The sequence below is a fragment of the Filomicrobium insigne genome, from assembly GCF_900104305.1.
Taxonomy (GTDB): Bacteria; Pseudomonadota; Alphaproteobacteria; order Rhizobiales; family Hyphomicrobiaceae; genus Filomicrobium; species Filomicrobium insigne.
Window position 1 is genome coordinate 330,460 of sequence record NZ_FNJC01000002.1, and the last position, 24,947, is coordinate 355,406.

At 57.5% G+C, this 24,947-nt stretch carries 22 protein-coding genes and 1 tRNA gene; 14 read left to right on the top strand and 9 right to left on the bottom strand.

Annotated features, from left to right (window positions below; all coding sequences use genetic code 11):
* Positions 1–10 precede the first annotated feature (10 nt).
* Positions 11–232, top strand: a complete 222-nt coding sequence (locus BLS30_RS07550) for a hypothetical protein (protein WP_046475304.1) — start codon at positions 11–13, stop codon at positions 230–232.
* Between the two features lie 24 nt (positions 233–256).
* On the opposite strand, the gene ppdK is transcribed toward BLS30_RS07550, so the two are convergent.
* Positions 257–2,959, bottom strand: coding sequence for a pyruvate, phosphate dikinase (gene ppdK / locus BLS30_RS07555; protein ID WP_090227825.1), 2,703 nt, complete (start codon positions 2,957–2,959; stop codon positions 257–259).
* Between the two features lie 339 nt (positions 2,960–3,298).
* On the opposite strand from ppdK, the gene BLS30_RS07560 reads away from it, so the two are divergent.
* From BLS30_RS07560 to BLS30_RS07570, 3 genes are all read left to right on the top strand, one after another.
* Positions 3,299–4,699: a dipeptidase gene (locus BLS30_RS07560; RefSeq protein ID WP_090227827.1), complete on the top strand. Its 1,401-nt coding sequence runs from the start codon at positions 3,299–3,301 to the stop codon at positions 4,697–4,699.
* Positions 4,700–4,728: 29 nt separating this feature from the next.
* Complete coding sequence (locus tag BLS30_RS07565; RefSeq protein ID WP_090227830.1) at positions 4,729–5,514, top strand: ribonuclease T2 family protein; 786 nt, start codon at positions 4,729–4,731, stop codon at positions 5,512–5,514.
* Positions 5,515–5,717: 203 nt separating this feature from the next.
* Complete coding sequence (locus BLS30_RS07570) at positions 5,718–6,425, top strand: hypothetical protein (RefSeq protein ID WP_090227833.1); 708 nt, start codon at positions 5,718–5,720, stop codon at positions 6,423–6,425.
* Between the two features lie 61 nt (positions 6,426–6,486).
* Here BLS30_RS07570 and BLS30_RS07575 read toward each other — a convergent pair whose 3' ends face one another.
* Both BLS30_RS07575 and BLS30_RS07580 read right to left on the bottom strand, forming a co-directional pair.
* Entirely contained in the window at positions 6,487–7,254 is a 768-nt protein-coding gene (locus tag BLS30_RS07575) for a hypothetical protein (RefSeq protein WP_046475296.1), read from the bottom strand.
* A 567-nt stretch (positions 7,255–7,821) separates the two neighbouring features.
* Positions 7,822–8,604: a TorF family putative porin gene (locus BLS30_RS07580; protein ID WP_052743578.1), complete on the bottom strand. Its 783-nt coding sequence runs from the start codon at positions 8,602–8,604 to the stop codon at positions 7,822–7,824.
* Positions 8,605–9,109: 505 nt separating this feature from the next.
* Here BLS30_RS07580 and BLS30_RS07585 point away from each other — a divergent pair.
* From BLS30_RS07585 to BLS30_RS07595, 3 genes are all read left to right on the top strand, one after another.
* Positions 9,110–9,898: an SDR family oxidoreductase gene (locus BLS30_RS07585; protein ID WP_090227838.1), complete on the top strand. Its 789-nt coding sequence runs from the start codon at positions 9,110–9,112 to the stop codon at positions 9,896–9,898.
* 234 nt (positions 9,899–10,132) lie between these two features.
* A complete protein-coding gene (locus BLS30_RS07590) occupies positions 10,133–11,338 on the top strand; it encodes a glucosaminidase domain-containing protein (protein ID WP_046475292.1) in 1,206 nt (401 codons plus the stop codon).
* A 238-nt stretch (positions 11,339–11,576) separates the two neighbouring features.
* The gene (locus BLS30_RS07595; protein ID WP_046475290.1) at positions 11,577–12,035 is read left to right on the top strand and encodes a ParB N-terminal domain-containing protein; all 459 of its coding nucleotides are present in this window, start codon (positions 11,577–11,579) and stop codon (positions 12,033–12,035) included.
* A gap of 23 nt (positions 12,036–12,058) precedes the next feature.
* Here BLS30_RS07595 and BLS30_RS07600 read toward each other — a convergent pair whose 3' ends face one another.
* Positions 12,059–13,045, bottom strand: coding sequence for a hypothetical protein (locus BLS30_RS07600; protein WP_052743577.1), 987 nt, complete (start codon positions 13,043–13,045; stop codon positions 12,059–12,061).
* Between the two features lie 223 nt (positions 13,046–13,268).
* A complete protein-coding gene (locus BLS30_RS07605; protein ID WP_046475282.1) occupies positions 13,269–14,066 on the bottom strand; it encodes an enoyl-CoA hydratase/isomerase family protein in 798 nt (265 codons plus the stop codon).
* Between the two features lie 310 nt (positions 14,067–14,376).
* Here BLS30_RS07605 and uvrC point away from each other — a divergent pair, with 310 nt between their 5' ends.
* The gene (gene uvrC / locus BLS30_RS07610; RefSeq protein ID WP_090227841.1) at positions 14,377–16,488 is read left to right on the top strand and encodes an excinuclease ABC subunit UvrC; all 2,112 of its coding nucleotides are present in this window, start codon (positions 14,377–14,379) and stop codon (positions 16,486–16,488) included.
* A 31-nt stretch (positions 16,489–16,519) separates the two neighbouring features.
* Here uvrC and BLS30_RS07615 read toward each other — a convergent pair whose 3' ends face one another.
* A complete protein-coding gene (locus BLS30_RS07615) occupies positions 16,520–16,930 on the bottom strand; it encodes a hypothetical protein (RefSeq protein WP_052743576.1) in 411 nt (136 codons plus the stop codon).
* Positions 16,931–17,098: 168 nt separating this feature from the next.
* On the opposite strand from BLS30_RS07615, the gene pgsA reads away from it, so the two are divergent.
* The 4 genes from pgsA to BLS30_RS07635 all read left to right on the top strand — a co-directional run bounded on the left by pgsA (position 17,099) and on the right by BLS30_RS07635 (position 19,986).
* Entirely contained in the window at positions 17,099–17,731 is a 633-nt protein-coding gene (pgsA, locus tag BLS30_RS07620) for a CDP-diacylglycerol--glycerol-3-phosphate 3-phosphatidyltransferase (RefSeq protein WP_425284153.1), read from the top strand.
* Between the two features lie 13 nt (positions 17,732–17,744).
* Positions 17,745–17,996, top strand: a complete 252-nt coding sequence (gene moaD, locus BLS30_RS07625; RefSeq protein WP_046479740.1) for a molybdopterin converting factor subunit 1 — start codon at positions 17,745–17,747, stop codon at positions 17,994–17,996.
* A gap of 4 nt (positions 17,997–18,000) precedes the next feature.
* Positions 18,001–18,474 (top strand): molybdenum cofactor biosynthesis protein MoaE, encoded by a 474-nt coding sequence (locus BLS30_RS07630; protein WP_046475276.1) that lies wholly within the window; start codon positions 18,001–18,003, stop codon positions 18,472–18,474.
* Positions 18,475–18,687: 213 nt separating this feature from the next.
* Positions 18,688–19,986 carry an N-acetylmuramoyl-L-alanine amidase gene (locus BLS30_RS07635; RefSeq protein ID WP_170832432.1) on the top strand — a complete coding sequence of 433 codons (1,299 nt, stop codon included), beginning with the start codon at positions 18,688–18,690 and terminating at the stop codon, positions 19,984–19,986.
* Positions 19,987–20,720: 734 nt separating this feature from the next.
* On the opposite strand, the gene rpoH is transcribed toward BLS30_RS07635, so the two are convergent.
* Positions 20,721–21,608 (bottom strand): RNA polymerase sigma factor RpoH, encoded by an 888-nt coding sequence (gene rpoH, locus BLS30_RS07645; protein WP_090227849.1) that lies wholly within the window; start codon positions 21,606–21,608, stop codon positions 20,721–20,723.
* Between the two features lie 405 nt (positions 21,609–22,013).
* On the bottom strand, positions 22,014–23,039 hold the full coding sequence (locus tag BLS30_RS07650; protein ID WP_244512390.1) for an RluA family pseudouridine synthase: 1,026 nt from the start codon (positions 23,037–23,039) through the stop codon (positions 22,014–22,016).
* 157 nt (positions 23,040–23,196) lie between these two features.
* Here BLS30_RS07650 and BLS30_RS07655 point away from each other — a divergent pair.
* Both BLS30_RS07655 and BLS30_RS07660 read left to right on the top strand, forming a co-directional pair.
* A tRNA-Glu gene (locus BLS30_RS07655) sits at positions 23,197–23,272 on the top strand.
* 289 nt (positions 23,273–23,561) lie between these two features.
* Positions 23,562–24,269, top strand: a complete 708-nt coding sequence (locus BLS30_RS07660; RefSeq protein ID WP_090227852.1) for a haloacid dehalogenase type II — start codon at positions 23,562–23,564, stop codon at positions 24,267–24,269.
* Here the strand turns inward: BLS30_RS07660 and BLS30_RS07665 are convergent.
* Entirely contained in the window at positions 24,266–24,904 is a 639-nt protein-coding gene (locus BLS30_RS07665) for a class I SAM-dependent methyltransferase (protein WP_046475263.1), read from the bottom strand. The genes BLS30_RS07660 and BLS30_RS07665 overlap by 4 nt on opposite strands.
* Positions 24,905–24,947: the final 43 nt, after the last annotated feature.

A 24,947-nucleotide genomic window follows, 5' to 3' on the forward strand; every position in this document is an offset into this window, starting at 1 on the left:
GACATGAATCATGGATGATATTCTTTATTGGATTGTCGGATGGGCGATAATCGCCATTACCGCTTCCGCAGCAGCAGGCATCCTCTCTGCAGTCAAAAATCGGGACTACTCATTCTGGATGGCGTGGTCGTTCCTGCTACCACCTCTAGTTCTGGTTCTGCTATTCCTGCCCCGCTTCAAAGGGGAGCGACCTCGTCGCCCCACCCTCGACGAACAGGAGAAGCACTGGTAGCTGCTTCTCGCTGCAATCTGGAGCTTAGCCGAAGCCTTTCTCGCGAAGCGCAGCCTGCGCGGCCGCTAAGCGTGCAACCGGCAACCGGTAAGGCGAGCAGGAAACATAATCGAGCCCCGCTTCATGGAAGAAACGGATTGAGGCCTCATCCCCCGCGTGCTCCCCGCAGATACCGATCTTCAAATCGGGCTTCACACGCCGACCACGTTCGGTCCCAATCTGGACCAACTCACCAACTCCAGACACATCGATGGAAACAAACGGATCCATCTCAAGGATACCCGCAGACGTATAGGTTTGCAGGATGGGACCGCCGTCATCACGTGACAATCCGAGGCAGGTTTGCGTGAGGTCGTTCGTACCAAACGAGAAGAACGCTGCGCCTTCTTCTCCGGCGGCGATCTCGTCAGCCTTCAACGCGCATCGCGGCAGCTCCACCATCGTGCCGATCTCATAATCAAGCGAGACGCCATGCTCCGCTTCGACTTCCCGCGCGATCCCTCGGATCACATCCGCAAGGATATCGAACTCCCGACGGTATATGACGAGCGGGATCATGATCTCAGGCTTGACGGGAGCACCCGTTTTTTTACCCGCCGCGATAGCCGCTTCGAAAACGGCTCGCGCCTGCATCTCGGTGATTTCCGGGTAACGGATCGCTATACGGCACCCGCGAAAACCCAACATCGGATTGAACTCCGAAAGTTCACGCACACGCGCACGAAGCTTCTCAACGCTGATGTCGAGAGCCTCCGCAACTGAGGTCAACTCACTGCCCTCATGCGGCAAGAACTCGTGCAAGGGAGGATCGAGCAGACGGATCGTGATAGGCAGACCAGCCATCGTCTCGAACAGTTGCTCGAAATCGCCGCGTTGCATCGGCAGAATGCGATCCAACGCCGCCCGGCGCCCCTCTTCGTCTTCAGCGCAGATCATTTCCCGCATCGCCAAAATGCGGTCGGCCTCGAAAAACATATGCTCTGTACGGCAAAGCCCGATGCCATCCGCACCGAAGATGCGCGATTGCTCAGCATCTCGCGGCGTATCAGCATTGGCGCGAACCCCGAGCCGGCGAAACTCGTCTGCCCATGACATGAGCGTTCCAAAGTTCCCGGACATTTCCGGCTGGCGCATCTTCACACGCCCGTGCAACACTTGTCCCGTGCTGCCATCAATCGTGATGACATCACCCTCTTTCAGAAGGGTGCTGCCAATCTTCAATGTGCGGGCGCGCGCATCGATCTGCAGCGCACTCGCGCCCGATACGCACGGCCGACCCATCCCGCGCGCCACGACCGCGGCATGGCTGGTCATGCCACCCCGTGCCGTCAGGATGCCTGCAGCAGCGTGCATGCCGTGGATGTCTTCCGGACTCGTCTCAACCCGCACGAGAATAACATCGATCCCCTTCGCCTTGGCCGCCTCGGCGTCCTCAGCGTGAAAGACGATCTCACCGACTGCCGCACCGGGGGATGCCGGCAAACCGTTGGTCAGGACATTTTTCTCAGAGTCCGGATCGATTGTCGGATGCAGAAGCTGATCAAGATCCGCTGCATTCACCCGCATCACGGCCTCTTCCCGGCTGATGAGCCCTTCTTCGGCCATCTCCACCGCGATACGGAGGGCAGCTTCCAGCGTGCGCTTACCCGATCGCGTCTGCAGCATCCAAAGTTTGCCGTCCTGAATCGTGAACTCGATATCCTGCATATCCCGGTAACGGGTCTCGAGCTTATCGAAGACAGCAACGAGCTCGGCAAACATCCCAGGCGTCAGAGCCTCTAACGACGGCTGGTTACTGCCCGCCTCTATGCGTGCAGCTTCCGTCAAATGCTGTGGCGTCCGGATTCCGGCAACAACATCTTCGCCCTGGGCGTTGACAAGAAACTCACCAAATATCTCCTTCACCCCCGTGGACGGATTGCGTGTGAAAGCCACACCTGTTGCGCTGGTCTCGCCCATGTTGCCGAACACCATGGCCTGCACGTTGACGGCCGTTCCCCAATCATCGGGGATGCCGTGAAGGAAACGATAGGTTTTGGCACGCGCATTCTGCCAGGAGCCGAATACCGCGCTGATTGCACCCCAAAGCTGCTCCCCCGTATCCTGCGGGAAAGGACGGTCGATAGCATCGGCGATAGCCGCCTTGTAGGATTCAATAATCTCCAGCCAATCATCCGCCGTCAGCTCCGTGTCGAGCTGCATGCTATTGAGGTTCTTGAACGTTTCCAGAATGTCCTCGAACACCCCGTGATCGACCCCGAGCACGATATCGGCATACATTTGAATGAACCGGCGATAGCTGTCGTACGCAAATCGCCGGTCGCCGGAGCGCCGCACGAGCCCTTCCACGGTCTCGTCATTGAGCCCGAGGTTCAAAATAGTGTCCATCATACCAGGCATTGAGGCCCGGGCGCCCGAGCGCACAGACACGAGCAGCGGGTTATCCGTATCGCCGAATTTCGCCCCAACGATACGCCCGATCGTTTCCAACGCCTCGTCGACTTGCGGAGTAAGGCTTTCCGGCAATTTCCGCCCCGCCTCGTAGTAAGCGGTGCAAACGTCCGTCGAAATCGTAAAGCCGGGCGGCACCGGCAAACCGAGGTTTGCCATTTCCGCGAGGTTGGCGCCCTTCCCTCCGAGAAGCGTTTTCATTCCTGCATCGCCATCCGTGCGATCAGCACCAAACAAATAGACCCAGCGAGGCGCAGAAGTGGGCGCAGTGTTCATGGTCTTGCTCCAAGCAACATCGAAAGGAAGGCGGGCGGCAGACACACGACGAAAATCCGGTCTGTCTCGGATGGAAGACTGCCTAGCAGCGCACGGCGTTTGATTGAAGTCTGTAATTTGTCATTTGGTCTGCGACCACATGTCGGGGCTCGTCAAATGGTCGATGTTATTCGTGTAATACTCCTTGAGGGTTCGGCTGATAATCTCACTTTCGTCTGGCCGTTTAAGACACGACAGCTTTCGGCCTCTTTGCGAATAGGCCTCCGTGAGCAATTGCGCTAAACTCACGGCAAATCCCACCCCTTCTCCCCTTACATCAACCCTGGGACTGTTTAGCCGATGACCTCCGCCTTGCCAGAAGTCCTCAAACGCATCGATGCGACGCATGATGAACAACTCAAACGCCTGTTCGAGTTGCTCTCAATTCCAAGCGTTTCAACCGATCCGGCCTATGCGGCACAATGCCAAACCGCCGCCGAATGGTGTGCAAAGACGCTCGCAGATTCTGGCTTTGACGCAGATGTAAAAAAGACAACCGGTCATCCAATGGTCGTCGCCCACGACCGTCCCAAGCGTGACAAATCCAAACCCCACCTTCTCTTCTACGGCCACTACGATGTTCAACCGCCCGATCCGCTTGAGCTCTGGAAGTCGCCACCCTTCGAGCCACGCATTGCCACGGAAAAAGGAAACGGCAAGGTCATCGTCGCCCGCGGTGCTGAAGACAACAAAGGTCAGCTGATGACCTTCTTTGAAGCCGCGCGCGCCTGGAAAGAGGTGAATGGCGAACTGCCCGTTGCCGTCTCAGTCCTCATCGAAGGGGAAGAGGAATGCGGCTCACCCTCGCTACCAGGCTTCCTGAAAAAGCATGGCCGCGAAATTAAATCCGACCTCGTCCTGGTTTGCGATACCGGGCAGTGGGACCGCGACACTCCTGCAATAACCACAATGCTGCGGGGTCTGGCCGGAACGGAAATCATAGTCCGCGGCCCCGCCCGCGATCTCCACTCGGGCCTCTATGGTGGCATAGCCGCGAACCCCATCCGTGTTCTTACCGGCATCTGCGGCGCCATGCACGACGCAAACGGCCGCGTAAAGATCGCTGGCTTCTACGACGGCATCAAAAAGCCCTCGGCACGTCAGCTCAAACAGTGGGCCGCGATAGATTTCGACGCGGGCGACGTCCTGCGATCGATCGGCCTCGACACGCCCGCTGGCGAGAAACGGCACTCACCGCTGGAGCAGCTCTGGTCCCGCCCAACGTTGGAATTCAACGGCATCAAGGGTGGCTATCAGGGAGCAGGATTCAAAACCATCATTCCGGCCGAAGCGTCCGTAAAAATAACGTGCCGGCTCGTTCCGGGCCAGGACCCGGAAGCAGTCATCGAAGCTCTGCATGCATTCGTACGCGAACGTCTTCCCTCTGACTGCAGCGTAGAATTTGTCGGAAGTCATGGCAGCAGCGCGATTGCATTCAATACTGACACGCCGGCCATCAAAGCCGCAGCCTCCGCTCTCGAAGACGAGTGGGGCAAACCGGCGGTACTCATGGGCTGCGGCGCATCTATTCCAATCGTCACCGCCTTTAAGGACGCTCTCGGGATGGACAGTTTGTTGGTTGGCTTTGGTCTCGAAGACGACCGAATCCACTCGCCGAATGAGAAGTACAATCTCCGCAGCTTCATGAAGGGTACACGGAGTTGGGCGCGCATCCTTGACCGGCTGGCGGAAGCCGCCTGAGCGCTCACTGAGGGAGGGACAATAGAACGATGACGCAACGCCGTTCCCTAACGTTCACGCTGCTTAGCGCCTTGATCCTAGCCACGTGCTTGTCCGCGACAGCAGAGGCGCAGCGCCAAACCTATGAGAGTAATCGGACGAGGCAGGATCGCCCCGGTGACTTCGATTACTACGCGCTCGTCCTATCTTGGAGCCCGACATACTGCGCGGACCGCACCGGGGATCGGTACGAACGTCAATGCGATATCCGTGCAGCCCGGCCGTACGCATTCGTGTTGCATGGCCTTTGGCCCCAACATAATCGCGGCTATCCCGAACGTTGTTGGACGAGGGATAAGCCCTGGGTCCCCAAACCCGTCATCGATCAGATGCTGGACATCATGCCGAGTCCCGCGCTGGTCATACACGAATACAAGAAGCACGGAACCTGCTCGGGCTTAGATGCGCGCGGGTACTACGACCTCTCGCGTCGCATGTTCGAGTCGATCAAAATCCCGGCGCGCTACATCCAGCCGATGGAAGCGCAGCTTGTTTCCCCAGATGACCTTATTGACGAGTTCGTCGCAGCGAACCCAGGAATGAAGCACGACATGTTGGCCATCTCCTGCCGAGGGGCTGGAAATCGCCTACGTGAGGTCCGCATCTGCTTCTCGAAATCAGGCTCCTTGCGACCGTGCGGCGCAAACGAGAACCAGCATCGGATGTGCCGGGCTCAACGCATGTATGTCCCGCCTGTCCGTGCGACGGCGGCGGCCTCCACAAACAACAAAAAATCTATGCGCGAGCAAGATTCGCCTTTGCCTGGCCCACGCTGACACGGACACCAAATTTGCGGCCCAGCGAGCCACGAATTCGCTTGCAAAATCAGCCAGTCACAATTGGCGAATCGAAAAGGTGGCGCACCTGTGGATAGCCGGTGCGTTCTCCATCAGTGAGGCGTTAACGTCCTAGTTCAACGCCTCACTTTTTCGCGATGCTTCCCCAGTGATTCCACTTGAACCACTAACGGGACGTATCAATGCAAGATCCGCGCAAAGCCAACGCCACGCCTCGCGATCCGGCGACTCCTCCGCCGCTTCCGCCGCGTTCTGAACCTCGCGTTGAGCCACGCCCAGAACCTCGCGTTGAACCGCGCGTTGAACCTCGTTCGGAGCCACGCATCGAATTGCGCATTGAACCCGTGGCAGACGATGCTGCAGGTGATCACAAAGTCCCGACGTACCTCGCGCTTCCAAAACGGCAGGCCGTCTATTTCGGCGTCGCTGGCTTCGTAGCAGGTATCGTCTTCTGGCATGCCGTCGGATTCTGGACTGTTGTACAAAACACCGTCTACCAGGGAACCGATGATCGCTTGTCGAACGTTGCCGATGCTCAGCCAACAAACAAAAGCTCAGGAACATTCGCCGACGCGATAGACCGTGCCATCTCGCAGGCCACTCCGCCGAGTGAAGCGACTCCCATCACAACCGGGGCAATCTCGCTAGAAAAGAACGCCGAACGACTGGGTGGAAACGAAGGCCAGGCAACGGCTCCAGGGCAAACGAACTGTGCCAGCTTCACACGAGACCGCGCTACAGGCGAAATCTTGAGCCGTCCCTGCACCGAAGCTGAACGTTCACTGCCGCACAATCCCGAAGGCACACGCGAGAATCTTGCCGTGGAACAGGCACGCGCGCCGACTGGAACAGGAAGCCGCTGGTCGACGTACACAGCTCCAAAGAACTAATAAAGAAAAGCGAAACAAAAACCCTCATCGGCGTAGACCTTGTCTCTTCGCCGATTTTTGTTTATGCCGCCGCGCGTTTGCCCGAGCGCTCTGCGCACCACGCTATCGGCACACGCACCACGTAGCCATGGCCTGGTGCATTTTGCATGCGTTCAAGCTGCATCGGATCGAGGCTCCAACCTCGCGCGATCTGCAAGACATGGTCCTCTGTCGGATAGAGCACCATCTCTCCGCCCGCATCACCACTCCTTTCTCGTACGCCTCTGAGTTCAAAGAGGCGTAAGCCCAAGGAACGCTCTTCCGGGGTGACACGTCCCTTGTTCCAGACCACGCCTTCGTCGCTCACAGCAAAGCCACGTACCAACTTGCCTTGTCGCACCCGCCCCCAGGCAAAGAAATCGAGCAACGGATAGGTGAAGAAGTACTGCACATCGTCAAACGACTGACCCAATCGCAACATCAACGGCGTCAGCTTATCGACAAAGGCGGGCCCGACCGGATGCGGGAGCGTGAGACCGATGACGAATGTCCATCCCTCAACCGGAGGACTGAGGAATAAATGGGTGGCACCAAGGCGATCATCGTAGACCGTACCGATGCCAGCGTTCCAATTCGCCTTCTCACCGTCGCTGAAACCAAGAAGTTCAGCAACGCGCTCAACGTCAGTAGAGTGGATAGCAAGCCACGCCATCTTATAGCCGAAGGGCTTCGGGGCATCAGGGTCGTTCTCAAAAACGATCACCTGTGGCAGCATTTTCGGCGCAACCCACACTGCCGCGATTGTTATTGTCGCGACAATGAAGCCTGCAATCACGAATGCGACGACCATTCCCACCCTCGCGTGGCTGCGCTCGGCTAGTTAATGCGCCCATCTCGCAAACGGCAATACATGCGAAAGCGAGAACTGGGGATGAGTCGACCACGTGAGAGCGCGTCGATGACGGGAGAGATAGCTGATTCGTCTGGCGAAGCACGCTGTGTGATGGAGACCAGCTCCAAGCCACGCCCGGCAGCGGGGTTAGAGAGCCGACAGCAGATACAGAGCTGGCCTCCGTCGAGTGGGCGCCAAGAGAGAGGGCGATAGACGCAGACCACCCGATCACCAAACCGGAACGCGCGATACGTCGCTTCTTAATACATCGCACCTAACGGTCTGCAGTCTGATATTTACGGCGAATATAAGCCCGTAGTTTGACAGATTGACAACACCCCCGGAAACTCCATGAAGCCATGACACCCTTGATCTGAGCCGGTGCATAACTCGGCCGGGTTATCTGGCGGGCAAGACTTACGGCGATGCCGTCTAGGCCCACCACAAATCAGGCTTTAGATAAACGAACGCCCGGCTCTCGGGGAAGAACCGGGCGTCGCGTTCTAACAGGAGACGTATCTTAGATTATGGCAGGGCCACCGTTGCCTTGAAGACAAACCGGTCATCGCCAAGATCACCAAACTGGTCGGTGTCCGTACCCCAGTAGCGGAAGTCGAGAGTCAGCTGTTCAACAGCGAGCGAGAGACCAGCGTTCCAATACGTGTAGTCGGAGTTCGCTACGTCCTCGTTCTCTTTATAACCAAGCGTACCGCTGATGGATGGATCGAAGATCCAGACCTTTGGCAGCGCGTAACCGAGGGTACCCTCGACAGCGTGGCCAGGGCCGATCTCAAACGTGTCGTCTGGCGTATAGTAATAGGTTACGCCAGCACTCAACTTCGGCAGGATTTCGCCGCTGACGCCAGCCTTGAATTCCCAATAGTCGACGTCAACGTTAGCGGTCTGACCAGCATAACCATAGTAAATGACACCAAAATCGAAGGTTGCCGGACCAAGGACCGGCTTAATGCCGAAGTACAGGTCGACTTCTGCATCTGAAGATGTGAAGGCCTGATCAACCTTTGCAGCCCAAACACCGGCGTAGAAGATTCCGTAGGACGCATCCGCACCAGCGAACCACGAAGGATCTTCACCGCTCTGCGAAACGCCGCGGAAAACATAGTCGGACATCAAGCCGCCATTGACGGACCATTCAAATTTCCGGCCCTCGCTTGCGACAGGAGCATCCTTAATGCTTCCGTCGCGCTCATAGCGCTCAAAACCACCTGCAACAGCCGTTGTGGCACCGATCCCGAGTACCAACGCCGCCACGGCTGCCGTGCGAACAAATTTCGAAGTCGTCGTCATGATATGGTTACACCCCCCGGGTTCACTGCGGCCCGATCCTCCATTGAATCTGCCGCGACCATGATGGATAGGAAGCGCAAATCAGCTGGAGGAAACAAGTCCTAAGTCGATCCGGACACAACGCTTGAGTGGAAACTGTGCTGATGGAGCAACACGCACAGTTAACTGAACAACAATTGCGCATAACTCGACTGCGAGCAGTGCAATTTTGAAATGAAGCAAGTCTGTTTATTGGGCAGTGTGCACATCAAATAGACGAGAATTCATTTTTGATTCGGGCTCAAGAAGAGGCACCGCAGCCACAGCTTTTCGCTCCCTCGCCAAGACCGCAAGATCTACCCACAGAGTCCCAACACATTCTTCATTGCGACGCGTCACAAAGCACCGAACTTCTTCGCCCTCACCATCCGTAGATGCTTCACACGTCGCACTTGGCAAATATGATCCTCCGCACGACAACGGCGGCTTAACCGAGCCTATCCCGCCAAAGGAACGACAGTTCATCATGAGCACCACCGCGACCGGCACACCGGATACTGTACTAATTACCGGCGCAGCGCGCCGGATCGGACGCGCCCTCGCGCTTGATCTTGCACGTCATGGCTGGCGTGTGGCTATCCATTGCCGCCATTCTCGCGGCGAGGCTGAGGAGCTGGCCCACGAGATCACAACTCTCGGGAGCTCAGCTGCGGTTCTGGATTGCGACCTTGCCGACGGCGACGCCGTTGCCAAGTTGATACCGCGCTGCGCGGATGCCCTCGCTCAGCCGGTATGCTTGATCAATAACGCGTCGGCATTCCTTCCGGACTCGGTTGCAGAGATGACCGAAGAAATATGGAACACACATCTTGATATAAATCTTAGGACGCCAGTATTTCTTGCGCGTGCCCTCTATGTTGATCTTCCCTCCGATAAACAGGGCAATGTCATCAACATTATTGATCAACGTGTTTGGCGCCTGACTCCCGAGTTCTTCTCATATACGATTTCCAAATCCGGGCTCTGGACGGCAACACGTACTCTTGCTCAAGCCATGGCGCCGCGCGTCCGCGTCAATGCGATCGGACCGGGGCCGGTCCTCAAAAGCATACATCAAACAGATGCTGACTTCGCGGCTGAAGCAGAGAGCACATTGCTCGGCCGCGGACCAACCCCGGAAGAAGTGGCTGCGGCCGCCCGCTTCATCCTGGCCGCACCGGCGCTAACAGGCCAAATGATCGCGCTAGACGGCGGCCAGCATCTGACATGGGCGAATGAGCCTCGCTCAGGCGTAACTCAGCCCAACAAAGGGTAGTTGCCGAGCTTTTGTAATAGATCAGCCCTCTGATCGCCTTATTTCTTCCCTGCACTACCCAAATTGATGCCGGATTATTGATCGATACAATCCAAAGACCGGACGTTGAGGGGCGGAAAGCAGGCCAGTCGTCAACCAGCCCTTAACGTTAACGGAATAGATAGTTTTGTCATGGGCGTGTAAGCCGCCAACGCCCTTCGCAAGAAGAAGCCAGAACGCCCGAAGGTGTTTGATATGCTAACCCGTCTCGCAATCCCGGCCCTCATTGCCATGTCTGTCCTATACGGCACGGCGCCAGCATCTGCTGCCCGTTTGCCGGGGATTAAAGTGGCACCCAACAACGTGGTGCCAGCCTGCGCGACACCAGGGCGCCTCATGGCATTCCTGCGATCACGCAATACCCGCATGAACCCGCGCTATGACAAAATCGCCGTCTCCTACATGCGTCATGGCGAACAACTCGGGATACGGTGGGATATTGCGTTCTTTCAGATGCTCGTTGAAACGGCGAACCTTGCTTACACAGGCGACGTGGACGCATCACAGAATAATTTCGCCGGACTTGGCGCAACCGGTGGCGGCGTAAAAGGCGAACGTTTCCGGGACGTCGACAGCGGCGTGCGCGCGCATCTCGAACATGTACTCATGTACACTGGCGAAACGATCCAAAATCCCGTCGCGGAGCGCACTCGGAAGGTTCAGGAATGGAATGTCCTGACATCCTGGCAGCGCAGCATTCGCGGCCCCATGACGTTCTCTCACCTGACCACCAAGTGGGCGCCGAGCGATCGCGGCTATTCCGACGACATCAAATCAATTGCCGACCTGTTCTATCAGGGAGAGTGCAATAGACCGGATCCCGAACCTCAGCTCGTCGCCCTTGCGCGTGGTGGCAAGATGACCACGGCCGCAGCCAAAACACCGCCTGCCACTCAGAAGCCCGCGACGGCCAGCAGCGCCGACTTAGTAGCATCTGTTATCAACCGTAACCGCGCTCAAGCTGCTGACCCCTCAGGACTGGGCGCACCTCCCGCTGGCGGATCATCAAACAAGCCCGCACCAGCAGCAACTCTAAGTCCCGACGCACCCGCAGCGGACGCGAAATCTGTAACAGTGCTCAATTCTCCGGGCGCGAAAGAGAACGCCCCGACCAAGACCGCAATGGTCGCGAACGAAGCAAAGAAAGCAGCGCCCGCAAAGTCCGAGCCAGACAAATGCCGCGTATGGACTGCGAGCTACGGTGGTGCGAAGGCCATCATCATCAAGGCCGTCAATAACGACGTCGTCAACTACACGGTTCTGGACGTCAATGCCGGCAAAGAGAAACGCGAAGCCGAGGCTTACATCGCGGCCTACGCCAAGGGAGGCGAAACCCTCGAAGAGTTCTCCAGCGCTTCCGCCGCTCTCGATAAGGCCTTCCAACTTTGCCCTGAAGGCTAAAGGATAGACCGGCAGGGTCTTTCCCTACCCCGAGTACCGTGATCGCCAGGGTCACCGGCAGCGTGTTGACATTGCGCCTTCGCATGTCACTTTCATAGTCAAACTGAGCCGCGAAGCAGGGCAATCACACCCCGCGCAGGCTCTTTAGATCTTTCTGACACGTCGGTGCGTAACAAGTTCCTGATGCACGGGGCCCTGCAAGGGAGACCCGCAATTCTGGTTCTAGGAAACTGAGCGAATGGACTACAGCGGCTATACAGTCGGACGCATTCCCAAGCTCACGCGGATCAAATCTCCGCGCGACATTGACGGCATTGAATTCGTCGATGGTGTCGCCGAGGTCGAAGTGCCTATCGAATTGCTCGATCAGATGCCCATTAAGAACTATGAACGCCTCGACAGCCCACGCCTTAACGCGGTTCTTCAAGCCATTCGCCGTGAGGGCTACAGCAGCCTCGATCCCATCATCTGCCGGGTCGGAGCCCTCGGAAACTGGGTGGTCATCGACGGCGGTCACCGCATCACAGCAGCCAAACGGATACATAAAGAATTCTTTACGAACCTGTGGGGCTCAAAGATCGGCGATCTGACGTTCATTCTCTTCAAGACGCCCCTAAGCTACTCCAAGCTGACGCAAGCGCGTGGACGTCGAGCAGGCGCCGCGAAAGAGGCGAGCGAACCCCAGACGGAAAAGTAGCAGCTCGCGCTTTTGCGCCTGAATTATTGCGCCGGTTTGGACATATAATTGACCGCGGCAGTTGAGAGTGCGCCGCCAAGCACGCAAGGGATTCCGAACTGGAGTTGGCCAAGTACGCTTGCCGCGACACAGCCCAGCGCCAAGGCGGTTGTTCCAGCTTGGCCCCACGTCCCCCAATCCCGGTTCCACTTGGGGCCCTTCGTCTTAATCTCATCAATTTGCTTCAAAGCGGCTTCGCGCAGACTGCTCAATTCATAAAGCTCTGCTGCCTCGATCACTTCCTGAAGTTGCCGGCGCACAGCTTCGTCTTCATGGTCCATCTGGGATTTGGCCAGATCGAGCAAGTTCTTATCGCGTGCCGCATTGCTGGCGAACGTCCACTTGGCCATCGCGCCGATGGTCAGCTTTTCAACGTCATTCTTCTCTTCCGCCCATTTAAGAACCGACACAATGCGGATCACAGGGTCCCACTCTCCCGTGGCGAAGTAAAAACCCCATAAAACATCAATCACATAGGGATCATCTAGCTCCAGCTTGTCGAGAGTCTTGCCACCTCCATAGAGGTACTTCTTGATGAGCACCTTCCGAGCCGGCATACGCTCTATGAACTGGACGAGAAAGGCTTGCCAGTCCGGTAAGCCCGAATAGGCGATGGCCTTAACCAGAACGACCTGTTCCACCGGCGGCATGGGGAACATCTCGGCGATCAGGTCGGTCGCCTTTACCCGGTTGCTGCCGATAACGCCTGCAATAAACCCCGTATAGATTCCCGCCTTTTCCGGATCGCGTAAAAGCCCGTGCCGGACCATCGCATGGACCGCGGCTGGAACCTTCGATGGCTGCTTGTTCTCGCGATAGTCATTGATGAATTTGAGAACGCCTTCAGACGTCGCAAAGGGATCGGACGCGAGCGAACGTTGCGTGCCGCGCATGCCCTCGCTCGACACAGGTCCAGCAGCAGCTGACAATCCGGCAAGCCCCGCAAATAGCAATAGGACCGCTCTGCGCACCCACGATTGCCGTATACCCCTTACGGGTCGCAGCAATCGGCGCGACACTGGATTCTGTTTTTCTGACGGCCTGATCGCAGATAAACGCACTGCGCGAACCGCGTTGAGAACCTGCAACGAAAGCCCCCGGCGATTATGGACAGCAGGATTTGCCGATATCGGCAAGGCCTTTCACTGCACATGCACCAATGGCGGTTTTGTGGCTCTTTGCCGCGAGATCACGTTAGCGGCCTTTGAAATTGGCCGGACGTTTACCGAGAAACGCCTCCAAACCCTCGCGGAAGTCCTCGGACATATAGCAGCTCACGATGAGATCATCGTCCTGAACCTGGGAGGCCGTCCGTAACCTCCGCAAACCTTCTTTGGTTGCACGAAGCGTCAAGGGGGCGTGACTTGCGACAACATTCGCTAGCGCAGCCGCGCGCGACATCAGGCTCGCGTGATCATCCAATAGCTCAGAAACGAGCCCGGACGCCAAAGCCTCATCAGCCTCAATCAAACGCGAAGTAAAAATAATCTCTTTGGTCCGGGCTACCCCGATGAGATCTGAGAGGCGCGCAAGATTGGCCACGGAAAGGCAGTTGCCGAGCGTCCGCGAAATCGGAAAGCCGAACCGGATATCCCGCGAGGCAATGCGCAGATCGCAACAGGCAGCAATAGCGGCACCGCCCCCGGTGCAAGCCCCGGCAATAGCCGCAACCGTTGGAACCGGGCAGCGCTCGATCGACCCCAACACGACATCCATCGTCCGTTCGTAATCGAGCGCATGCTGCGGCGTCGTAAAATCGCGAAACTTGGAAATATCGGTTCCAGCTGCAAACGCCTTTTCCCCCGCGCCGGTCACAACCAGCGCCCGGACGTCGCCGCCTGGGACAATCCCTTCGAAAATGGCTTGGAGCTGAGCATACATCGTGAAAGTCATGGCGTTGCGCGCCTGCGGCCGCGACAGCGTCACCCAACCAATGCCATCACGAACCTCCAACGTAACTTGGCCGTCATTGTTATTGGAATTGTCGCTCATATCCGTGCCATCTCCGCGTTTCTGTTAGGCCGACGCATCCCTCCCAATCGCAGGTATCTCGCGGATCGGCAAGACTTGCACCCACCGGCATCATCAGACTTCTGGCTTACTGGCCCAGGTCCGAAGTTCACCGGAGTTTAAGGCGAGCCTAATAGGCGAACTTCAGAATCAAAAAGGGACACAAGAGACTTAGTGTTGCTGATGTAATTCAAATAATGAAATTTGCTCGCCACCCGGCAGAGAATACCGACGAATTTATCGATCATCACACGCGCTTGACGCCGGCGTCGCGACAGCCAATGTTGCCTGCATGCCCAATCAGAACGCATCCCAGGGCGGAGGCGGAGCGGCCGGCAGCGAGCCGACGCACCGCTCCGGCCCGGAAGTCATCGCTGAATATCTTAAAACGCTCCCCGCGGCACCTGGCGTCTACCGCATGCTGGACCGACACGGGGAGGTTATTTATGTCGGCAAGGCGCGTTCTCTAAAGTCACGCGTTTCCAATTATACGCGTCTCGGCGGCCACACGAATCGCATCGCGCGCATGATCGCCGCCACAGCTGCGATGGAATTCGTCACGGTACGCACGGAAGCAGAAGCTCTGCTCCTGGAAGCCAACCTGATTAAACGCTTCCGGCCCCGCTTCAACGTGCTTATGCGCGATGACAAATCATTTCCGTTCATCCTGCTCGCCCGCGACCACCGAGCTCCTCAAATTCTCAAACATCGCGGAGCGCGAAATCGTAAGGGCGACTACTTTGGCCCCTTCGCTTCCGCTGGCGCGGTCAACCGCACCATCAACATGCTCCAACGCGCGTTCCTGCTGCGCTCATGTACCGACAGCGTCTACGAGAGTCGCACACGGCCATGCCTGCTCTGGCAGATCAAACGCTGCTCCGCGCCGTGCACCGGAGAAATCAGCCTCGAAGACTACGAAAAGCTGGTTGATGAGGCGGTGCGCTTCTTGCGCGGTGAAAGCCAAACCGTCCGTCAGATGTATCAGGCGTTGATGCAGGAAGCATCCGACAAGCTCGAGTTTGAGCGCGCAGCGACCTACCGCAACAGACTATGGGCTTTGGCACACGTAACTGCTGATCAGTCCATCAACGCTGCCGGGATCGAAGAAGCCGACATTTTCGCCGCGCATCAGGAGGGAGGACAGACCTGCATTCAGGTCTTCTTCTTCCGTGCTGGTCAGAACTGGGGAAACCGCGCTTACTATCCCAAAGCAGACCGATCGCTCGAGGCCGATGAGGTGCTAGGTGCCTTCATCGCTCAGTTTTACGATGACAAGCCGATCCCCCGCATGATTCTGGTTTCGCACGATCTGCCCGAACGCGACCTGCTCACAGAAGCCCTCTCGACCAAGGCCGAACGGAAAATCGAGATCCTGACGCCGAAGCGCGGCCCCAAGGTTGAACTCGTGGCCCACGCCCAGGCGAACGCGAAGGAAGCTCTCGGCCGCAAAGTCGCCGAAACGGCATCCCAGCGCGAGTTACTGAAGGGACTAGCCGAACGTTTTGATCTCGATTCCATGCCGACCAGAATTGAAGTTTTTGACAACTCCCACATCGCCGGCACCAACGCCGTCGGCGCCATGATCGTCGCGGGACCTGAGGGATTCTCGAAATCCCAGTACCGGAAGTTCAACATCAAGTCGGACACGCTCACACCTGGTGACGACTACGCCATGATGCGCGAGGTGCTGACCCGACGCTTCAAAAGGCTCGTTGACCCGGCTGGGACAACCGCTGAAGCCGAGAAAACCACAGAGCTAACAAAAGATTCCGTTGTCGAAGAGCCCGGTACACGCATACGCGCGCCCGATCCCATGCCGCTTGCAGAACGCGGTTCCAACTCTCTGGCATTCGCCGCCTTGCGCACGCAAAACGGAGAGCCAGAGCACGCCGAAGAACCTCAAGCCACGTTAGAGGAGAATGACGAACGGACCGCCGCCGAAAAAAAGATACCCGACCTCGTTCTCATCGACGGCGGGGCAGGCCAGCTCGCCGTCGCCCGCGAAGTCTTGGCGGAATTGGGCCTCCACGACATAGCACTGCTCGGCGTGGCCAAAGGTCCAGACCGCGATGCCGGCCGCGAGCACTTCCATAAGCCTGCGGGAGGCCCACCGGTCATGCTCGAACCGCGGGACCCTGTACTTTACTTCGTTCAGCGACTGCGTGACGAGGCCCACCGCTTCGCCATCGGCACCCACCGCGCCAAACGCGCGAAGGCCCTCAGCGCCAACCCGCTCGATGAAATCGACGGCATCGGACCAACGCGGCGACGCGCCCTGCTAACGCACTTCGGATCGGCCAAAGCTGTCAGCCGCGCGGGTGTCGAAGACCTCAAAGAGGTTCAAGGCATCTCAGCTGAGATGGCCCAAAAGATCTATGACTTCTTTCACGAGCGCCGCAGCTGACCGACTTTCTAGGTAGGGTCTTCGCGCTCTGCTAGCGGCTAAGGCGCATATAGCCGGACGCCCCGCCACCATCCAGCGACGCACTCAGCCGGCTGCCGCGCAAGGTAATGAAGATGGAACCCGAATAGTTGTATTCGGCATTGTGGAAGCTACCGGAATACTTGTTCGATCCGACCCGCCGGATAACGGCCGTCTGCACAGCACGCCCTGACGGCGTCGCACACACGGCATGCATATTATAGCTCTCACTGGAATAGCGGTTGAAACGTACGCGGCACCGGACCTGTTGGGAGTCCCCCGAGGGCAGCATGACCGTCCCCACACCGTTCCAGGATCCACCCAGATCAGACTTGCGGCTTTGCGCTGGCGCCGCCGCGGTAATTGCAAATAACGCAACCACGGCGTAGATCGCGGCAACATACAATGAATGAATTCGGGACATGAAAGAGCTCATAGCCAAACCTCGCTTGCAACTGCTCAGGTTCTAAAGCCGTTTCGCCACCTCCCCGTTCCAAATTATGCACCACTATCTCAGACGCACCTACAGATATTCAGGCCGCTCAGAACGACCTCCCAGCTGGAGAGAACTGACGAAGAGAGCGCCTCACCATTGACGTCGCCTTCAGGTGATGCTCTTTCCAGCTTCATGCTTCACTCTGCGTCGCGCGCCACTGTGCTGAACATTCCCAACTGTCTGACTTTCGCCCGCATCCTTGCGGTGCCTGCGCTGGTGCTGGCCCTCTACTATCTTGATCCAGTTACAGCTCATTGGACGGCATTCGCAATTTTCGTGCTGGCCTCAATTACGGACTGGCTGGATGGATATCTGGCCCGCATCTGGAGCCAACAATCGCTCATCGGCGCAATGTTCGATCCGATCGCGGATAAGTTGCTGGTGGGCGCCACCCTCATGATGCTCATCGCGGATGGCACGCTTTCCGGAACGGCCGTATTCGCCGCCGTGATCATCTTGTGCCGTGAAATACTTGTTTCCGGGCTTCGCGAGTTTCTCGCCGGTCTTCAGGTAAGGGTACTCGTAACGCAATTAGCCAAGCTTAAGACGGTCCTGCAGATGGTGGCATTGGCCTTGTTGCTTGCCGGTCCGGCCATGGGCGGCCCGACGTCGCTCACCATGCAGGCGGGGCTCGTCTTGCTATGGCTGGCGGCTATACTTACCCTCTGGACAGGCAGTGATTACCTAAGTGCCGCAATCCGGCATGCAACGAGTGAACGAAATGACTGAAAATTCAAAACCCATCAAACTCATGTATTTCGCCTGGGTGCGCGAAAAGGTGGGCCGCGCCGAAGAACACATCGAACCACCCGAAGATATCGCAACGGTCGGCGATCTCATGGGCTGGCTCAAGGGCCGCGGTCCCGAGTATGCCGCCGCTTTCGAACGCGCCGATGTAATCCGCGCGGCAATCGACCACACGCACGCCCGCTCCGACGCGCCCATCGCCAGTGCCCGCGAAATCGCGTTTTTTCCGCCCGTGACAGGGGGCTGACCTAATGGCCGTCCGCGTCCAGACTGACGATTTCGACGTCGGTGCCGAAACGAAGGTGTTGACCAAAGGGCGCACCGACATCGGCGCCGTCGTGACATTCACGGGTACAGTGCGCGGAAACACACCCGATACCCCGATTTCGTCGATGACGTTGGAACATTACCCCGGCATGACGGAAACCGAACTCGAGCGTGTTGAAGCGGAAGCGGCAGCCCGTTGGCCACTAGCTGCCAGTCTTATCATTCACCGCTACGGCACGTTGAAGCCGGGCGACAACATCGTACTCGTCATCACCGCGTCCGCCCACCGGCAGGCAGCCTTCCAGGCCGCCGAATTCCTGATGGACTACCTGAAGTCCCGCGCACCTTTCTGGAAAAAAGAGACCGATGATGAGGGGCGCGGTGAATGGGTTGATGCGCGCGAATCCGATGACAAGGCTGCAGCTCGCTGGCAGACACCCAGCAAAGTAATTACCTAACATTAACTAAAAACAAGAACGAAATCAGTGGCTTAAGGAGTCAGCGAATCCGTTTGGCTTTGGCACAGCCATTAACGTTAAGCCTTCGTTAACCCGCATACGTTAAGACAAGTAAAAACCCGATGAAGACCCGGAAATAGCCATCTTCAGCGGGAATATTACCGGTCTCGATTCCAAATGAACCGTATCGCGTTAGACGGGGGTCCAGCCGAAATGGGTTTACGGTTTGAGCGCTCCATTGCGGGTGCGCTCGTTCTTGGTGTAGCTTCAATATTCTTAAGCGCGGCGGCTTCAGCGGCGCCACAAGCCGCGCCTGCAAACCAGGCTGCGCCTGCGCAATCCGCTCCACACCCCGACCAAAAACGCACGCGCTTCATCATCGCGCTGGAACGCCGCAGCACCTATCAGGTGTTCTCGCTGGCCAATCCTAATCGCGTGGTCGTGGAGCTGCCCGCCGTCGGCCTTCGCCTACCACCGCTTCCGAAAAACGGTCCGGTAGGTCTGGTAAGCGGCTTTCGGGGAGGCCGCTCCGGCCCCAAGAAGTCAAAGGTTATCATCCGCGTCACAGAGCCGGTCTTCGTCGAAACGGCGAAGCTGGAGATGAAAGACGGCAAGGAGCCCCAGCTCGTTCTCGATATCGTCTCGCTCGCCTCGGCGCCCGTCACACCAGTGCACACCGCGAGCGCAGCTCCGGCTCCAAAACCCGAACCCGATTTTGATAAACCATTCGGATTGGGCGCCTCCGACCTCTTGCCGCGCCCGCCGCAACCTGCACAGCGACCGGATGCCATCGAAAAGCGCACCGCAAAGCAGCTCATCGTCATAGATCCGGGACACGGTGGACATGACTCCGGCGCCCAGAAAAACGGTGTCGTTGAGAAAGATGTGGTCCTCGCGTTCAGCCATACCCTACGCAAGAAGCTCGAAGAATCGGGCCGCTACCGCGTACTGATGACTCGCGAAACCGATGAGTTTATCCCGCTCGGAGACCGCACAGCCTTTGCCGAACAGCACAATGCGAGCCTCTTTATCGCGGTTCACGCGGATTACGCGCGTTCATCGGCGCGCGGGGCAACGATCTACTCGCTTCGTCCGTCTGTCGCCGAGCGGCTGAAATCGAGCGCACGTGCGCGAGCCTCCGACATCGACATCCCCGAAAGCAAATTCGCAGCAATCGACGCGCGGGATTCTGACATCGTCAAACGCATGCTTGCCGACCGTGCAACCGCCGCCGTCGAGGTCACGCACCACCGTACAGACCTCTTCTCGCGCTCCGTCGTCGAATATATGGGGGACTCGACCAACCTGCGCAGCAACCCTCACAAGACAGCTGCCTTCAAGGTTCTGAAATCTGCGCTTGTACCTTCAGTTCTGATCGAGCTGGCCTACGTCACCAACAAGAGTGACGCAAAGCTGCTCATGTCTGAAAGCTGGCGCCGGAAGGTATCTGACTCCATCGCTGAGGCCGTCGACAACTACTTCGCCTTGAGCATCGCAAAGATCCCGATGTAACGCGCAGTCGATTTACAGACATACCGAACAAACAAAAGGGCTGATCGTCCATCGATCAGCCCTTTGAATTTATCTGGCCGGCCTACCCTCGCACTGGCTTACCGGCAAGGCTCAGTTAGGCGGGACTTGGAGGGTAATGCGGTTTGAGACGCCAGAGGAGTAACAACCAGTCGAATTCGAGATGACGCGGGTGGATCTGGAAAACTCGTGAAACAAATCTCAGCGGAACCAGACGTGGATGAAGGCGCGTCAGCATGGGCCACTCCATCTTCGTGAAGGTGCCGCGACCGAGGCCCAACCAAGGGCGACCAAACGGCAGCATCGCAGCGCACGCTCCACCCCGCTCAGCCGGGGACGGCTGGCATGGAGACGACTACAATGTCTGAAATTCGGCTGTCGAGGCGATCCAGGATGCGATTGTGAGAAGGCAGTGCCTGTAAGGCTGCCGAACGCTCCCTCGGGTGGGGTCATCCGTACCCACCACGCGCTCGGCAAGTGCCAGCCGGACTTGTGCCGGCCTGTTAACGGCAACAACAAGGGCAATTGCCCCCCTTTTGTCCTTAACGCGCACTCTCGCAGGCGCCACCACACAGCGGTGGCAAGGACTAACTCCTCACGAGTCAACAACTTAAATGATTCGCCCCGTATTTTCATGGGCATTGTGCGGCGCACGCTGATCAACACCGCAGGCGCGTAAAGGCCGCAGCCCTTTTTTATAGGGCCGCGGCAGGCATTTAAGCCTCTTCGCGCTCAGCCTCTAGGGCTGCTTTCTGAACCGCCTTCTGAACCTTCTCGAAGGCACGCACCTCGATCTGTCGAATACGCTCGCGGCTCACGCCAAACTCACCAGACAGATCTTCAAGCGTCGAAGGATCTTCAGCCAATCTCCGGGCCTCGAAAATCCTCCGCTCCCGCTCATTGAGAGTCGAAAGCGCCTCGGACAGATAGCTGCGGCGCATGCCGAGCTCTTCCTGTTCCGCAAGCTGCTCTTCCTGATCCGGAGCATCATCAACGAGCCAATCCTGCCATTCACCCGAATCCGGTTCAGCACGGAGCGGAGCATTGAGCGAAGCATCACCACCCAGACGCCGATTCATCGAAATCACGTCTTCTTCGGTAACGCCGAGCTTCGTTGCGATCGCCTTCACCTGGTCAGGGCGCAGGTCCCCGTCCTCCAGAGCCTGCAACTGGCTCTTGGCCCGGCGCAGGTTGAAGAAGAGCTTCTTCTGCGCCGCTGTGGTGCCCATCTTCACAAGGCTCCACGAACGCAGGATGTACTCCTGGATCGAAGCACGGATCCACCACATCGCGTAGGTCGCGAGGCGGAACCCGCGATCCGGATCGAAACGCTTCACCGCTTGCATCAAGCCGACGTTGCCCTCGGAGATCACCTCACCGATCGGCAAACCGTAGCCGCGATAGCCCATCGCAATCCGGGCAACTAAGCGAAGGTGCGACGTGACGAGCTTGTGAGCCGCTTCGGAATCTTCATGTTCCTGCCACCGCTTGGCGAGCATGAACTCCTCGTCCGGCTCGAGCATCGGGAATTTGCGGATTTCTTCCATGTACCGGGACAGTCCAACCGATCCGCCGCTGACTGTCGGAAGAGTTTTACTGGCCATCGCGTAACCCCACTTTCCAATGCCCGCCGACCACCATTGTCGGCTCTAGCAAACGTTTCGAAGGCGCCCAGTCCGTTGCAATGGCCTGGAATGTATTTAAGTGCTTATCCAAACAACGCGCGCCCAGCAATGAACATTGCCGTGTTATTGACGTAACAAGCCGTCACAACTCCTTGAAGTGATACGCAGTTCTTCGCATTCGGTTCCCTCTCAAGAAGTGATCGGACCGATAAGCTAATCTGTAGCTGACGACATCTGCGAGAATTGCCATTTGCCGGTCGAGTAGCGGCCGGGAATGGCTATTCGCCAAATCCCATTTCAGCGGAATTCATTCTAGCACGAACTTCAGCGTCCGTGCACGCACGGTCGCTTAGCCCCAATATTGTTTTAAGCCATGTTCCAGGTTCAGTTTCCGGCTTCCAGGCATTCAACAAGCCGGACCATATCGTCGGGCAAAGGGCTCTCAAATGAGAGCTGTTCGCCGGTAACCGGGTGTTCAAACGCCAATTCTGCGGCGTGTAGAGCTTGTCGCCCCAACCTCTCGAGTGCCGTTCGCGCTGCTGGCCCTAGCCGACGCGCGCTCGCTTTGAAGCCACTACCATAAACCGGATCCCCCAGAACTGGATGCCTGATATGCGCCAAATGCACGCGAATTTGATGTGTGCGGCCTGTTTCGAGCACCAAACGCATCAGCGAAACGAGTTTCGGCGCAGAAGGAGCATCGAACGTCCGCAGAACCTCATAATGGGTCACCGCGTGCCGACCTTCCTCAGGTGCGACAACAGCCATTTTTGTGCGGTTTTGCGGACTGCGGCCCAGATTCGCCTCGATTTGCCCCCGATTGCGATCGGGCTCTCCCCAGGACAACGCGATATAGGAACGGCGTAACCGCCCATCAAGTCCATGAGACACGAACTGCTCAGCCAGACCTTGGTGAGTTGCATCGTCTTTTGCGACCACTAAAAGCCCTGAAGTATCTTTGTCGAGCCGATGCACGATCCCTTGCCGTTCTGGCCCGCCAACAGCAGAGAGACTCTCGCCGCAATGCGCGATAAGCGCATTAACCAGCGTCCCGGAGGAATGCCCGGCTCCAGGATGCACAACGAGTCCGGCCGGTTTGTCTACGACAATGAGATGCGCGTCTTCATAGACGATATTCAGCGCAATGGGCTGAGCACGCGGGGGTTCCGGCACAGCGTCAGGCACTATAATTCTATATGCCTCGTCGGCTTTGATACGCTCACCGGGATTGCTGAGAATCCGTCCACCGGACCAAACCGCTCCCTCCCGCACGAGCGCCTGGATACGCGAGCGGCTGAAGTTTGGAAGCTTCCCCACAAGCCACTTATCGATCCGCTCACCGACGTCTTCGGCTGAAGCGAAAAACTCGCGCGCGTCGCTCTCCGCCGTCTTGTCTTCATCCACCTTCACGAATTTCTCTTTCACCTGCGGATACACGTAACGCGCACGCCACGTGAGCCGGACGTTTTTTCAATCATGCGCCAAAACAGAACGCGACGTGTCGATTCTATTTCCTTGATCAGCGAAGCAGCCTAAACTATACGAGCCGTCTGCCAACAGTGCACACGTCCCGTTCGTCTAGTGGCCTAGGACGCCAGCCTCTCACGTTGGAAACACGGGTTCGAGTCCCGTACGGGGCGCCACTATATTTGTTTTTATTTATTTTCCGCCGATCTGAGCCAGAAGAACCTAGTCCATACCCGACTCGGCTCTACGATTTACTGAGCCGAGAAAGCCATCGCGCTTCGATTGTGAGCGGGAGACATGGAAGAACTGGGTAAGTTCCCGTGCTGGCTTTTCTCACCACAGTTGGATTTGATGTCACCGATGCGCCAGTGCAGGATCTATAGCCCTGAGAGCAATTCGGAAATTCACAAGACATTCTAATCGGAGACCTTCTCCTGCTTGTCGTCCGGCTGCGAAAGATAGCCCATGTCCCACAATGGACCTTCCTCCATTCTCGTATTTGACGTGAATGAAACCCTGCTCGATATCACGACGCTCGAACCTCTGTTTGATCGCGTCTTCGACGACCCGGCGATTTTGAGAGAATGGTTCGCGCAGCTTGTCCTCTACTCCCAGACCATGACCCTGTCGGGCCTGTACACGCCATTTGGCGAATTGGGCGCGGGAGCGCTCCGCATGCTCGCGTCAATTCACGGAAAGACGCTCGTCGACAGCGACATCGATGAACTGAAGGAGCGGATGAACGCGATGCCGGCGCATGCCGATGTCGTGCCGGCGCTAGCACGGCTACGCGATGCAGGATTTCGGCTTGTGACACTGACAAATTCAGCGAGCGCAGCTTCGCCAACACCACTTGAATGTGCAGGTATCGCCGAATTCTTTGAACGCTCCTTCAGCGTCGACGCGGTTCAAAAATTCAAACCAGCCCCCGAAGTCTACCGACTGGTCGCTGAAAAATTGCACGTCGAGCTATCTGACATTTGCCTCATCGCGTGCCATGTCTGGGATACGATTGGTGCGCAGGCTGCTGGCTGTCGTGGCGCCCTCATTACACGCCCTCACAATGCCGTTCTGCCGGCGGCACGAGTGCCGATCCCTGATCTGATTGCGCCAGATCTGAGCGACCTCGCCGATCAAATCATTAAGCGCTGGCAGACTCAGACCACACGCTAACGCTTCCGCGCCACGAGAAACAATCGAGGATCCTTCCGCCCCGATCCGTGACGGCCACGCTCGATGATTTCAAATCCCGCCGCAGCAACCTCGCGCTCCAACTCCTCCGCTGAGAAAAACGCGACGTAGGGTGCTTTCCCGAAGAGCTGCATGACAGGGACTCCGAAACGAACAATCGAACTCATTTCATTGAGGCACGGCGTCTTCGAGATAAAGAGCCCTCCTGGCTTCAGAATACGATGCACGCTCTTCAACGCGGCTTCGCGCTCATCGAGAAGGTGCAAAACATTGAAGCCCAAAGCCGCGTTGTAGGTCTCATCCGGCCACGGCAGATCATCAGGTGTCGCCACATCGAATGACACATTCGAGACGCCCTCGACCGCAACTTTCTCGCGCGCAATCGCGATCATTTCACTCGAGATATCGGTCGCGGCGATCTGCGCCACGGAAGGAGCAAGCCTGAGCGCCGTCGTCCCGGTTCCGCATCCGAATTCAAAAGCGACATCGGTATCTTTCAGGTAGTCGCGGGTACGCTCGAGCGTCCGGTCGTAGCCTGCCATATCGGAAATCGAACCGGCGGCATATTTGCGCGCAGCACGATCCCAGAAGCGGGCATTGTTAAGGGTACGGAACATGAGCAGCCTCCTGTGAGCCGCCGCTCACTAGCATATGCGTGAA